Annotated in this window: 6 protein-coding genes; all 6 read left to right on the top strand. The window is 55.7% G+C overall.

The annotated features are described in order from the left end of the window. The first annotated feature begins 121 nt into the window (after positions 1-121). The 6 genes from QZ303_RS00115 (at position 122) to secA (ending at position 14,451) form a co-directional block, all read left to right on the top strand. Positions 122-2,743, top strand: coding sequence for a glycoside hydrolase family 88 protein (locus tag QZ303_RS00115; RefSeq protein WP_295727623.1), 2,622 nt, complete (start codon positions 122-124; stop codon positions 2,741-2,743). A 276-nt stretch (positions 2,744-3,019) separates the two neighbouring features. Further along, positions 3,020-4,684, top strand: coding sequence for a S41 family peptidase (locus QZ303_RS00110; protein WP_295727621.1), 1,665 nt, complete (start codon positions 3,020-3,022; stop codon positions 4,682-4,684). Then, positions 4,685-8,077, top strand: coding sequence for a transcription-repair coupling factor (gene mfd / locus QZ303_RS00105; protein WP_295727619.1), 3,393 nt, complete (start codon positions 4,685-4,687; stop codon positions 8,075-8,077). It begins immediately after the preceding gene. Between the two features lies 1 nt (position 8,078). Beyond that, complete coding sequence (locus QZ303_RS00100) at positions 8,079-9,284, top strand: DUF4105 domain-containing protein (RefSeq protein ID WP_295727617.1); 1,206 nt, start codon at positions 8,079-8,081, stop codon at positions 9,282-9,284. Further along, complete coding sequence (locus tag QZ303_RS00095) at positions 9,257-10,876, top strand: alkaline phosphatase family protein (RefSeq protein ID WP_295727616.1); 1,620 nt, start codon at positions 9,257-9,259, stop codon at positions 10,874-10,876. The genes QZ303_RS00100 and QZ303_RS00095 overlap by 28 nt, the downstream gene beginning before the upstream one ends. Before the next feature lie 80 nt (positions 10,877-10,956). Beyond that, a complete protein-coding gene (gene secA / locus QZ303_RS00090) occupies positions 10,957-14,451 on the top strand; it encodes a preprotein translocase subunit SecA (RefSeq protein ID WP_295727613.1) in 3,495 nt (1,164 codons plus the stop codon). Positions 14,452-14,527: the final 76 nt, after the last annotated feature.

Here is a 14,527-nt window from a genome sequence, read left to right as displayed (position 1 = left end):
TGGGTGTAATAGTTTTCACATAGCCATGTTACGGCTGCAAATATATGAAATTTCCAAGAATTAATTATTAAGTTTGCACAGACATCACATCATCTAATATCCATAAATAGCATAGACCGACATGAAAAAATGCCTATTGCATATAGCGTGCCTGCTGTTGCCGTTGCTGACATTCGGCTCGGGCTGGGACACCGACTATAAGCGCATCGAGGATGCCGTGCAGCGTCCTGTATTTCCTGAAAAGACATTCCACATAGACAAGTACGGCGCCAAGCCTGCGGCAAAGCCGGAGAAGAACCAGAAAGCCATCAACAAGGCCATCGAAGCTTGCCACAAGGCCGGCGGCGGCACGGTGGTGGTTTCGCCGGGAGTGTACGAGACCGGAGCAATACGCCTGCTTTCCGGTGTCAACCTTAGGGTAGACGAAGGGGCCACGCTGCTCTTTGTGTTCCGTCCCGAACTTTATCCGATAGTTCCCACTCGTTGGGAGGGGCTCGACTGTTGGAATCTTTCTCCATGCATCTATGCCTTTCAGGCATCCAATGTGGGAATTACCGGCAAGGGCACGATTGACGGCGGAGCCGATAATGAACATTGGTGGCCATGGTGCGGGAAGGAGCGCTTCGGCTGGAAAGAGGGGATGCCCCGTCAGCAGGATGACAATGCCCGTCCTCGACTGCTACGTCTCGCCGAAGATGGTGTGGGGATGGACGAGCGGCGTTTCAGCGCGGCTGAGTGCCTGCGTCCGCAGCTTGTCAATTTCAACCAGTGTGACGGTGTACTCATCGAGGACGTGACTCTGCTGCGTTCCCCTTTCTGGGTGATACATCCGCTTCTGTCGAAGAACGTGACAGTGAGCGGTGTCCATATCAACAATGACGGGCCTAACGGCGACGGCTGCGATCCGGAGTCGTGTGACGGAGTTGTAATCGAAAACTGCTTCTTCAACACCGGTGACGACTGCATAGCCATAAAGAGCGGACGCAATAATGACGGAAGGCAGTGGGGCCGTCCGTCGGAAAACATAATCATACGTGGCTGCCGCATGGAAAACGGCCACGGTGGCGTCGTGATCGGGAGCGAGATTTCGGGAGGTTGCCGCAATGTGTTTGCGGAAAACTGCACGATGGACAGTCCAAGCCTCGACCGCGTGATACGCATAAAGACCAATACATGCCGTGGGGGTGTGATTGAGAATATCTACGCCCGCAACATAGAAGTAGGACAGTGCAAGGAATCGGTGATGCGCATCAATCTCGATTATGAGCCGAGGGAGATATGCTGCCGAGGATATCTGCCTACGGTGCGCAATGTGTATCTCGACAATGTCACCTGCAACAAGAGCCGTTACGGCATATTGCTTAACTCGCTCGATTCGGTGGCCAACGTATATAATATAAATGTGGACAACTGCCGTTTTGAGGGTGTGGCGGAGCGCAACAAGATTACCGGGAAGGTTGGCGACGTGAATTTCCGGAACACGACACTCAATGGCAAGCCATGCCTTAGCGAGACACCTTACCGCCATCTGAGCCACTGGCTCACGAGGTCGGAGATGCAGCGTGTGCCGCAGAGCTGGCTTCTGGACTTCTCCAAGAAACCGAAGTGGAGCTATGTGATGGGTATAGAGCTTGAGGCTATGCTCGACACATATCTGCGCTATGGTGACGAGAGCATACGCGACTATTGCAAGAGTTACACCGACACGATGATTGGTGACGACGGCTCGATACGCGGCTACAATCTGCTCGACTATAACCTCGACAACGTGCGCACAGGCCATTTCGTGGCGGCCATGCAGGAGCATTTCCCCGAAGATAAGAATCTGATGGCGATAAAGACCCTTCAGATGCAACTCGACAAGCAGCCTCGCACCAAGGAAGGCGTTTACTGGCACAAGGCCATGTATGCCTACCAGGTATGGCTCGACGGTATATTCATGGGTTTGCCGTTCAGGGTAAAGACAGCCGGAATGCTTCCTGAAAAGAAACGTAAGGCAGTGTATGATGATGCGGTCGACCAGCTTAAAAAGACCTACGAGCGCACTCTCGATACGGCCACCGGGCTTAACCGGCACGCGTGGGATGAGAATCGCGACATGTTCTGGAGCAATGACACTACCGGTCTTTCGCAGCATTGCTGGGGACGCGCCCAGGGATGGTATGTGATGGCGTTGGTAGAGATTCTTGACGCTCTTCCTGTCGATTACTCCCGGCGCGGCGAAGTGGCCGACCTGCTGACACGCACGCTTGACGGCGTGGTGCGATGGCAGGACAAGACAAGTGGAGTGTGGTGGCAGGTGATGGACCAGCCTGGACGCGACGGCAACTATCTTGAGTCGACCTGCTCGGCCATGATGGCTTATTCGATGCTCAAAGGCGTGCGAAAGGGATACGTCGACGCGCGTTTCATGGAACCCGCACGCAGGGCCTACAATGGCATTGTTGAGCGATTTCTGAAGGTCAATCCCGACATGACGCTGTCAATCACCGATTGCTGCGCTGTGGCCGGTCTTGGTCCGGGTGTAAGCCCCGCCGTCCGCAAGGCCGCTCCCAAAGTCAAGGAGAACCGCAGGCGCGACGGCTCGTTCGACTACTATATATCTGAACCTGTACGCGACAACGACGCAAAGGCCGTCGGTCCATTCGTGTGGGCATCGCTGGAGATGGAGCAGGCCGGATGTGACACGGGTGACCTCCTCAACGATATACTGAGAGTTAAGGAGTGCACCTCCGGCAAATGACAGTAAATCCACTGATTATAATGACAAGGTGAAAAGACCATAATAATGTTTGACAGCCAACGTGGCCGGCCGTGAGGTCGGCCACGTTGATAATATTATGTGGCTGTATTTTGACAAAACCGTGTGTAAAGTGTTATAATTATTGGGAGAGGGAAGCAATCTCTGTAATAAAAGAAGCGTTCTCTGAAATAAAATAAGTAACTTAGCACCTCAATTTTGCCTCGAATGAAGTTTTCTCCACGTAAATATCGTTTCAACCGGCTCGCAACTGGTTGTTTGGCAACCGCTTTGGTAATAGCAGCCGCTTCGGCCGACACCCGCAGCCCGAAAACCGACATCACGCGAAGCATCGACATATTCACCTCCGTTTTCAAGGAGTTGCAGACCAACTACGTCGACACCATCGATGCCGAAAAGTCGGTCAACACCGCCATATCAGCGATGCTCAACACCATCGATCCCTACACTGAGTATTATCCCGCTTCTGAGCAGGAGGATCTCGCCATGATGACTTCCGGCGAGTATGGCGGTATCGGTGCAGTCATCACCGAGATACCCGGCAGAGGTGTGTTCATCTCCGAGCCTTACGAGGGCACTCCTTCGCAGAAGGCGGGACTTAAGGCCGGCGACTTGATTGTGGCCATCGATACCGACACAGCACTGACATGGCATAACGACAAGGTGAGCAAGCGCCTCAAGGGTGAGGCCGGCACGCCTCTGACCGTCACAGTAAAGCGCCCTTACAATGGAGCCGATTCTATCCTCAGGTTCGACCTCGTGCGCAGCAAGATTCAACTCCCCTCCGTGCCCTACTATGGCATGGCCACCGACAATATCGGCTATATCTACCTGTCGCAGTTCACCGACAAGTCGGCCTCCGATGTAAGAGACGCCTTGCTGGAACTTAAGAAGAATCAGATGATGAAATCGCTCATCCTTGATCTGCGCGGCAATCCTGGCGGATTGCTTGAGGCTGCTGTGAAGATCGTGAGCTATTTCGTGCCGAAGAATACCGAGGTGATACGCACCCGTGGCAAGGGGCTTCTAAATGAGAAGGTCTACAAGACCACCTCCTCGCCCATTGACACCGAGCTTCCGCTCGTTGTGCTCATCGACGGCTCGTCGGCTTCTGCTTCCGAGATTACCGCCGGAGCGTTGCAGGACATCGACCGCGCGGTTATTGTCGGCAGCCGTTCATTCGGCAAAGGCCTCGTGCAGGGAACGCGTCCTCTACCTTACGACGGCATGTTCAAGGTCACAACCGGCAAATATTACCTGCCGAGCGGGCGTCTTATCCAGGCCATCGACTATTCGCGCCGTAATCCTGACGGATCGGTGGCCCGCACGCCGGATTCTCTCACCAACGAGTTTTCCACACGCCATGGACGTATCGTACGCGACGGCGGTGGCATCACCCCTGACATAAAGGTCGAATATCCCGAAATCAACCGCCTTACATATAATATTGTAAGCGATCATTGGGCGTTTGACTTCGCTACGCGTTATGCCGCGACACATCCTACTATTCCTGCACCGGAACAGTTCGATGTCACCGACACTATATTCAACGAGTTCAAGGCATTCATCGATCCTGCCAAGTTCCAATATGACAAGGTGTGCGAGCAGATGGTGCAGAATCTGCGCAAGGCTGCCGAGACCGAAGGCTACATGACCGACTCCACGCGCCGCCAGCTCGATATACTCGAGGGGCTTCTACGACATGATCTCAGTCACGACCTTGACAACAACCGCCGCGATATCGACGACATACTTGCCTCGGAGCTTGTCAAACGCTATTACTACCAGCGCGGCCAGGTGGCTCAGTCGCTGCGCCATGACAATGCCGTCGATTCGGCCCGCAACATCCTCTCAACTCCTTTGCGCTACAAGCAGATACTTGCCCCCGGCAAGCAAGAAAAAGTAAAAAGTTTGAAGAAATAAATGGATCTCACACAGCTCTGCGCGCGCATTCTCACCCCTTCCAGGCGGAAAGCTCTCGACAGCGCACTTGACGATTCCTCCATGCGCGTGTGCCGTCTCAACGGCCTCGCCGGCTCGTCGGCTCCGATGGTCATGGCCGCTGCCGCCATCCTCGCAAAAGACCGTCCCCGTAAACCCATGATCGTCATTGGAGACTCGCTCGACGATGCCGGTTATCTCTACCACGACCTCTCCCGTACCCTCGGTGAAGAGGCCGTGCTTATGTTGCCGAGCGGCTACAAGCGCGCCATCAAGTACGGACAGGTCGATCCTCCATCGCAGATCATGCGCACCGAGGTGCTCAACCGCTGGGAAACCGATCCGGCGCTTCGCTACGTCGTCACCTATCCCGAGGCTCTGGCCGAGAAGGTGGCTGACCGTGCCGAGGTGGAGAGCAGCACGCTCACCCTTCGCAAGGATCGTCCGTCCGATCTCACCGACACCGCCCGCTGGCTTCGTGATAATGGCTTCAAGGAGGTCGATTATGTCTACGAGCCCGGCACGTTCGCTATCAGAGGTTCCATCCTTGACATATTCGGCTATAGCTCCGAGCAACCTTTCCGTCTCGACTTCTTCGGTGACGAGATTGAGACCATACGTACATTCAACGTCGAGACGCAGCTCTCGGAACGCAATCTGTCCGAAGTCTCAATCACCGCCGATGTGGCTCCACGTGCTGCGGCCTCGTCAGTGTCGTTTCTCGACTTCGCCGGGCGTGACACCGTACTTTGGGCACGCGACGTGGCCTACACTGTGGAGCGCGTCCGCGCTGTTGCCTCCGACTCGTTCAGCACCAACGCCACATTGGCCGACGAGGGTGAGGCCGATGCACTGCGCCAGATTGTCGACCCCGGCAGCTTTGCCTCAACCATCGCCGGCATGAAGCAGATGCGTTTTACAGCCGCTGCCGATACTCCTACTGACTCTGACTTCCCCGACGCGCCAGTAATACGCTTCGGTTGCACGCCGCAGGGCATCTATCACAAGAATTTCGACCTCATCTCCGACTCATTCTCGCGATTCATCGCCGACGGCTACACCATATACGTGCTTTCCGACAGCGAGAAGCAAATCGAGCGTCTGCGTGCCATATTCGCAGACCGTGGCGATGACGGTATCCGCTTTACCCCGGTCATCTCCACCGTCCATGAGGGATTCGTAGACCATCGCACCAAGATTTGTGTATTTACCGACCATCAGATTTTCGACCGTTTCCACAAATACAGTCTGCGCAGTGACCGTGCGCGCTCCGGTAAGCTCGCCCTGTCGCTCAAGGAGCTGGGCCAGATCGAGGTCGGTGACTACATAGTGCATGTGGATCATGGCGTTGGCAAGTTCGGCGGACTTATCCGCACCGAGGTCAACGGCCGCATGCAGGAGATGATCAAGCTAGTATACCTCAACAACGACCTGCTCCTGGTCAGCATACACTCCCTCCATAAGCTCGCCAAATACCGTGGCAAGGAGGGTGTCGAGCCGCGCATAAACCGCCTCGGTTCCGGAGCATGGGGCAAGATGAAGGAGCGAACCAAGAGCAAGCTGAAGGACATCGCACGCGACCTCATAAAGCTATACGCCGCACGAAAGGATGAGAAAGGTTTTGCCTTCTCGCCCGACTCGTATCTCCAGAACGAGCTTGAGGCATCGTTTATATACGAGGATACTCCCGATCAGCTCACCGCCACGCAGGCAGTGAAGCACGACATGGAGTCGCCCCGGCCAATGGACCGCCTGATATGCGGCGATGTGGGCTTCGGAAAGACTGAGATTGCCATACGTGCCGCCTTCAAGGCCGCCACCGACGGCAAGCAGACCGCAGTGCTCGTGCCCACTACAGTCCTCGCTTATCAGCACTTCAACACATTCTCCGAGAGACTTAAGGAATTCCCCGTGCGCGTCGACTACCTGTCGCGTGCCCGCACGGCCAAGGAGACCAAGCAGATTCTCGCCGACCTCGCCGAGGGTAAGATCGACATACTCGTCGGCACTCACAAGATGATAGGCAAATCGGTCAAGTTCAAGGATCTCGGACTACTGATTGTCGATGAGGAGCAGAAATTCGGTGTCGCTGTAAAGGAACGTTTGAAGCAACTCAAGGTGAATGTCGACACACTCACCATGTCGGCCACCCCGATACCGCGCACGTTGCAGTTCTCCCTCATGGGCGCACGCGACCTTTCCGCCATAACCACTCCTCCGGCCAACCGCTACCCCATACTCACTACCGTAGGTGTGATGGGGGATGACACCATAAGCGAGGCCGTCAACTTCGAGATGTCGCGCGGCGGCCAGGTGTTCTTCGTCAATCCGCGCATAGAGGGCCTTTACGAGATGGAGAAGATGATCCACCGTCTCGTACCCGACGCACGCACCATAGTGGCCCACGGGCAGATGCCGCCGGAGAAGCTCGAAAAGGCCATCATAGACTTTGCCAACCACGACTACGACGTGCTCCTTGCCACCACCATCATCGAGAGCGGCATAGACATGCCGAATGTCAACACTATAATCATCAACAATGCCCAGAATTTCGGCCTCAGCGAGCTGCATCAGCTTCGTGGCAGGGTCGGGCGCTCGTCGCGCAAGGCGTTCTGCTACTTGTTCGTGCCTCCGGGCAATCCGCTTACGCCCGTAGCACGTCGTCGTCTGCAGGCCATCGAGAGCTTCAGCGAGCTTGGCAGCGGCATACACATAGCCATGCAGGATCTCGACATACGCGGTGCCGGCAATCTTCTTGGTGCGGAACAGTCCGGTTTCATCGCCGATCTCGGCTACGAGACTTACCAGCGCATCCTGCGTGAGGCGGTCCTTGAACTTAAAACTCAGGAGTTCGCCGATGTGCTCGCGTCGCCCGAATCGGCCAAGGATGCCGACAACGCCGATGAGTTTGTAGCCGACTGCACCGTAGAAAGCGACCTTGAACTTCTGCTTCCGCCCGACTATGTGCCTCAGGAGAGCGAGCGAATATCCCTCTACAAGGAACTTGACGGTATCGAGCGCGAGCTTGACCTGCAGCAGTTCAAGCTGCGTCTGGAGGACCGTTTCGGCAAGATTCCGCGCGAAGCCGCCGAACTGTTGCGCATCCCGCGCCTGCGTCGTCTTGCGCAAAGCCTCGGCATAGAGCGCGTAATGCTCAAGCAGGGTCGCATGTACCTCTACTTCGTCGACGAGAGTAACCGCGCCTACTATCAGTCACCCATGTTCGGACGGTGCTTGAGTTATTTGCAGGCCAATCCTCGCCGTGCGCAGTTGCGCCAGAAAGGTGAAAAGCGCAGTATGCTAATCGCTGACGTACCTACCGTCGAAGAGGCTGTGACGATTCTCCAATCAATCCTCGCCATGCAGGCGATATAATATGAAAGGTATTATCACATTATTAATTTCCATTGTTGTTGCAGCTTTGTCTGTTGTCGCGCAGCCCTCTGCCGACTCCGTGCGCGTAAGCCTCGTTGTCTGTTCTCCCGGAAGTGCTGTCTACGAGTTGGAAGGGCACGCAGCATTGCGTGTGGTGTTTCCCGACGGGCGCGACATGGCCGTCAACTACGGAATCTTCGACTTCGATTCGCCCAACTTCATATATCGCTTCGTGAAAGGGGAGACCGACTATATGGTTGCGGCATATCCGTTTGCCTACTTCCTCGAAAGCTACCGTCGCGATGGCCGCGAGGTGGTGGAATATCCATTGAGGCTAACCTCCGGCGAGTCGTCGAAATTGCTCGAAATGCTTCAGAGCAACCTCCTCCCTGAGAACCGTGTGTATCGCTACAATTACGTGAAAGACAATTGCGCCACGCGGCCTCTGCGTATCGTCGAGGCGGCGGTGGGTGACACTCTTTCATTGCAGGCGCCCCCATACACCGCCGGATGGACTTTCCGCGACGCAATGCGCCATTATCACAGGAATTACCCCTGGTATCAGTTCGGCATCGACCTCGCCCTTGGCAGCGGCATCGACTATCCGCTCTCGGATCATGAGAAGGTTTTCGCTCCTGATATGCTCCGCCTTATGCTTTCCGGCGCCGTTGTCGCCGATTCTGCCGGAGAAAGGCGTATAATGGTGGACGAACTTGTGGAGTATGGCCCTGTTCGTTCCGGAGGAGGCCCTCTCGGACCTACACCGTGGCCTCTGACGCCGTTGGCTGTATCATTCTACATTCTAATAGCTGTCCTCATATGCGCCTTGTACGACCTGCGCCGTAGGCATGTGTCACGATGGGCCGACGCTATCTATATGACGGCGGCCGGTCTGGCAGGATGTCTTGTCGCGTTCCTTGTATTAGTATCTACGCATGAGGCTACATCGCCCAACTGGCTGATTGTATGGCTTAATCCTCTGTGTTTCATAGTACCTGCGTGTATCTTCATAAAAAAATATGCCCGGTTGCTATTCTGCTATGAAATTCTTAACTTTGTGGCATTATTTTTGTTATGTATGCTGTGGCCGCTTACCGGCCAGGTTGCCAATGTCGCTTTTTGGCCTTTGATTGCCGCCGACATGGTTCTCTCAGCACGCTACATATATATCTACGCCTCATGCGCAAAAAAATCGATACAAGCATAACCGCTCGTCTTGCCACATTGCTCGTGGCCTCGATGGTCAGTCTCACGCTGGCTGCCCAGTCCCCGTCGCCTCGTCCGCGTCTGGTGGTGGGAATCGTGGTCGACGGATTGCGCGAGGACTATATCGACCTGCTTAAAGGTTACTTCGGACCTGACGGGTTTCGTCGTCTGATGCGCGACGGTGTGATGCTCGATAATGTGGACTTCGGTACTTATGTCGATCCGTCGGCCGCCACCGCTATAATTTACAGCGGCGCCTCGCCATCGGTCAACGGCGTTCCTTCCACCTATGTCTACGACGCCGCAGGCCGCAGGGAGCATTCCATAGTCCTTGATCCCGAAAAGATAGGAAATTACACCGACGAGACATACTCCCCCAAGACAATCCGTGTCAGTACTCTCGGTGACGAGGTGCGCATCGACGGAGGTGGAGTGGGGAGCGTCTACTCAGTCGCCCCTCAGCCGGCACAGGCTATCATCCTCGCCGGGCATGCCGGCAACAGTGCTTTCTGGCTCAACGACGTGACAGGCCGGTGGGCTACCACCACATATTATAAGGATGTGCCGCAGCCCATCCAGGCGCGCAATTTCGCAAAGCCTCTCCCGGCACGCCTCGATACGCTCGCATGGCGACCGCTGATGAAGCCGGAGCAATATCCCGATCTCCCGGCATATAAGAAGTACTATCCGTTCCGCCACCTCTTCCAGCACAACGACGTGGACCGTTTCCGCAATTTCAAGACTGCGGCTCCCGTCAATGCCGAGGTGACAGACATCGCCGCCGAATATATACGCGGAATGCAACTCGGTACACGTGGCCCTATAGATATGCTCAATCTCGGGTACACCGTAGGCCCGTTTGCAAAGGCCAAGGACTCCGACCATCGTCTGGAGACCATGGACACCTACTTGCGCCTCGATGCCGACCTTGCCCGCCTGTTCAAGGCCATCGACAGTTCTGTGGGTCTTGATAAGACATTTATCTTCCTCACAGGTACGCCTGCGGCTCCATCCGACAAGCGTGACGATGATCGCTGGGGCATACCGAACGGCGAATTCTCCGCACGCAAGGCCATGTCGCTGCTCAACGTCTATCTCATGGCGCAACATGGCAACGGCGATTGGGTTAGCGGATACCACAACGGACACTTGTTTCTCAACAAGGAACTTATAAAAAAACATGATCTCGACCTGCGCAAGGTGCGCGAGGACGCTGCTTCGTTCCTCATACGCATGAGCGGCGTTAGCGGTGCCTGGACCATCGACGATGTAGTGGCCGGCAAGGCCGGTACCAACGCGCAGGCGCTCCGCCGTAACGTCGTGGCCGACTATGCCGGTGATGTAATCGTGGAGGTAAATCCCGGATGGGAGATAGTGAGCGTGAATCCTACTACACAGAAAGAACAGCGCACCACTGTCCGCACGGGACTCATATCTGCACCGGCTTTCATCCTGTCGCCGGAGCTGGCTCCCGAGCGCATCTCCGTCCCTGTTGATGCGCGTTCGATCGCGCCTACGGTGGCAAGGGTGCTGCGAATACGTTCGCCCAATGCGGTGGAGCTTCCGGCTCTCCCGTTGAAGCGCAAGCAGTAGCCTCTCTGTCTCGACCTTAAACAATGGCGGTCGCGTACCGTTGCCGCTATACAACCAAAATGCAAATAAATTAAACTTAAATGTCATTCATTTCAGTACTCAATAAGATTTTCGGCAATAAGTCGCAGCGCGACCTCAAGGAGATTCAACCTATTGTCGACGAAATCAATGCGCTCGGTCCGAGCATGAAGGAGCTTACCAACGACCAGCTCCGCCAGACCATCACCGACATCAAGGCCGAACTGGCCAAGGCCGTCGAGGACGATACCACAGCTATCGACGACATAAAGTCGCGCATCGAGACTCTCCCTTTCGAGGAGCGCCAGCCGCTCTGGGACGAGGTGGATCGTCGCGAGAAGAATATCCTTGATACCTATGAGAAGGAACTCGACCGCGTGCTCCCCACTGTGTTCGCTGCAATGCGCGAGACCGCAGCACGTTTCGCCGCCAACGAGACTATCGAGGTGACCGCCACCGATGCCGACCGCGAACTGGCAGGCCAGGGGCGCGATTTTCTCACCATCGAGGGTGACAAGGCTATCTATAAGAATCATTGGGTGGCCGGTGGCAACGAAGTCACATGGGACATGGTGCACTATGACGTGCAGCTCATTGGCGGCATTGTCCTGCATCAGGGAAAGATCGCTGAGATGGCTACCGGCGAGGGTAAGACCCTTGTGGCTACTCTGCCGGTGTTCCTACGCTCTCTCACCGGACGCGGCGTGCATGTAGTCACCGTCAACGACTACCTTTCGAAGCGTGACTCCGAGTGGATGGGCCCGCTCTACATGTTCCACGGCCAGACCGTCGATTGTATCGACAAGCACGAGCCGAACTCCCCGGCACGTCGCCGCGCATATGCATGCGACATCACTTTCGGCACGAACAACGAGTTCGGCTTTGACTATCTGCGTGACAACATGGCCATGTCACCGCAGGATCTCGTGCAGCGCAAACACTACTACGCCATCGTCGATGAGGTCGACTCCGTGCTTATCGACGATGCCCGTACGCCGCTTATCATCTCCGGACCTGTGCCCAAGGGCGACGACCAGCTCTTCAACGAGTTCAAGCACAATGTGGAGAATGTCTACAACGCTCAGCGCCGACTTGTGGGGCAGCTGCTTCAGGAAGCCAAGGAAAAGATACCCAGCGCTGACAAGGAAGTGCGTAAGGCCGGCGCCCTCGCCCTCTTCCGCGCCTACAAGGGCCTGCCGAAATATTCCCCGCTCATCAAGTTCCTCTCACAAGAGGGCATGAAGCCGCTCCTGCTTGAGACTGAGGCATACTATCTACAGGACAACAGCCGCGAGATGCCTGTGGCTGTGGAGCCGCTTTACTTCGTCATCGACGAGAAGAACCGCTCGGTCGATCTCACCGACAAGGGCATCGACGAGCTTACGGGACGTTCGCAGGATCCGCAGTTCTTCGTGCTTCCTGACATTGCCGCACAGCTCTCCGAGGTCGAGGGTGACCAGTCGCTCGAACCTGCCGCCCGTCAGGAGAAGAAAGACGCGCTTATGGATAATTATGCCGTGAAAGCCGAGCGTGTCCATACGGTAAATCAGCTTCTGAAGGCCTACACCCTCTTCGAGAAGGATGTGGAATATGTCATCGACGACAACAAGATCAAGATTGTCGATGAGCAGACCGGACGTATCATGGAGGGTCGACGCTATAGCGACGGCCTCCATCAGGCTATCGAGGCCAAGGAGGGTGTGAAAGTCGAGGCCGCCACGCAGACATTCGCCACAATCACACTACAGAACTATTTCCGTATGTACCACAAGCTCGCGGGCATGACAGGTACTGCCGAGACTGAGGCCGGTGAATTCTGGGACATTTATAAGCTCGATGTGGTCACCATTCCGACCAACAAGCCCATCGCGCGTATCGATATGAATGACCGAGTCTACAAGACCAAGCGCGAGAAGTACAATGCAGTCATTGCCGAAATCGTGCGTCTGCACAACATCGGACGCCCTGTCCTCGTCGGCACCACCTCGGTCGAGATTTCCGAGCTTCTTTCAAAGATGCTGAAGCTTCAGCGCATCGACCATCAGGTGCTCAACGCGAAGCTCCATCAGAAAGAGGCCGACATCGTGGCTCTCGCAGGTCTGCCCGGCGCTGTTACTATCGCTACCAACATGGCCGGACGTGGTACCGATATAAAGCTCCCCCAGGAAGTAAAGGACATGAAAGATCCTGACATCGCCAAGGGGAAGGCTGTCGGCGGTCTTGCCATCATAGGTACCGAGCGCCATGAGTCGCGCCGTGTCGACCGTCAACTGCGTGGCCGTTCGGGCCGTCAGGGCGACCCCGGTTCGTCGGTGTTCTACCTCTCGTTCGAGGATCAGCTCATGCGTCTGTTCGCCACCGACCGCGTCACCAAGATGCTCGACCGTATGGGCATCCAGGAGGGCGAGATGATTGAAAGCTCCATGGTCAACAAGGCCATCGAGAATGCACAGAAGCGCGTAGAGGAGAACAACTTCGGCATACGTAAGCGCCTTCTTGAGTATGATGACGTGATGAACAAGCAGCGCCAGTATATCTACGGTCGTCGCCACCACGCACTGCTCGGAGAGCGTATCGGTATCGACATAAACAACATGCTCTACGATACTGTCGAGAATCTTGTCAACAACTACGATTCTCCCGAAGCCTATGGTGAGCTTAAAATGGAACTGTTCAAGGTGTTTGCCGTAGAGATTCCTTTCGACGAGGCCGAGTTCAAGAAACTTTCTAAAGAAGAAGCCGTGGAGAAGATTTTCACCACTGTTACGGAATCGTTTCAGCGCCGCACCGACCGCATCTGCGAGATCACGTGGCCCGTTATTAAGGATGCCGTGGAAACCCACGGAGCAAAGGGACGCATACTCGTTCCCATCACCGACGGGCGTCGCGTGTTCAATATTCCTGCCGACGTGCAGACCGCTTACGACACCCAGTGCAAGTCCATTGCCAAGGAGTGGCAGAAGGCAATCCTTCTCCTCACCATCGACGAAGTGTGGAAAGAGCATCTCCGTGAGCTTGACCAGTTGCGCCAGTCGGTGCAGAATGCATCCTACGAGCAGAAAGACCCTCTGGTAATCTACAAGGTAGAGTCGTTCCATCTGTTCGAAAGCGCTATCAACACCATGAACGTCAAGGCGATTTCGTCGCTGATGCGAGGCCAGATATTCATACCGCAGCGTCCCGAGGAGCCCGCTCCCGCTCCTGTTCAGCAGCAACAGCCGCAGCAGCCCCGTCAGCCGGCACAGCGCGTTTCCGACGTGCAGCTCAGTTCGGAGCGTCGTCAGGCTGCAGCTCCTCAGCCGGCGGCACCGCGTCGACCGATGCCGGAGATGAAGCAGGCCGCTCCCGAGATGCGCAACGACTATAGCCGCTACCGCACGGGGCGCGGTGGAGAGCTTCCCGGTGATCCCGCACAGCGTCAGGCTGCCTCGGCACGTCAGGGCGCACAGCAACCTGTGGCTCCAGTGGTCAATAACGGACCTAAGGTGGGTCGCAATGATCCATGCCCATGCGGTTCCGGCAAGAAGTACAAGAACTGCCACGGTCGCGGACTTTAATGGCTCTATTCCGGATAATAACTCTATTCCGGATAATAATAAGGTATCAACCGTTGATGGACTGATTTGAATCGGT

The organism is uncultured Muribaculum sp. (assembly GCF_910583865.1).
In the GTDB taxonomy this organism is placed as follows: domain Bacteria; phylum Bacteroidota; class Bacteroidia; order Bacteroidales; family Muribaculaceae; genus Muribaculum.
Note: the sequence above shows the minus strand (reverse complement) of the source record. Positions and strands in the feature narration are given on the sequence as shown.

Bases quoted from the DNA above. Each gene is read 5' to 3' on its own strand.
- QZ303_RS00095 (WP_295727616.1), top strand. From the start codon at position 9,257: ATGCGCAAAAAAATCGATACAAGCATAACCGCTCGTCTTGCCACATTG.
- QZ303_RS00115 (WP_295727623.1), top strand. From the start codon at position 122: ATGAAAAAATGCCTATTGCATATAGCGTGCCTGCTGTTGCCGTTGCTG.
- mfd (WP_295727619.1), top strand. From the start codon at position 4,685: ATGGATCTCACACAGCTCTGCGCGCGCATTCTCACCCCTTCCAGGCGG.
- QZ303_RS00100 (WP_295727617.1), top strand. From the start codon at position 8,079: ATGAAAGGTATTATCACATTATTAATTTCCATTGTTGTTGCAGCTTTG.
- secA (WP_295727613.1), top strand. From the start codon at position 10,957: ATGTCATTCATTTCAGTACTCAATAAGATTTTCGGCAATAAGTCGCAG.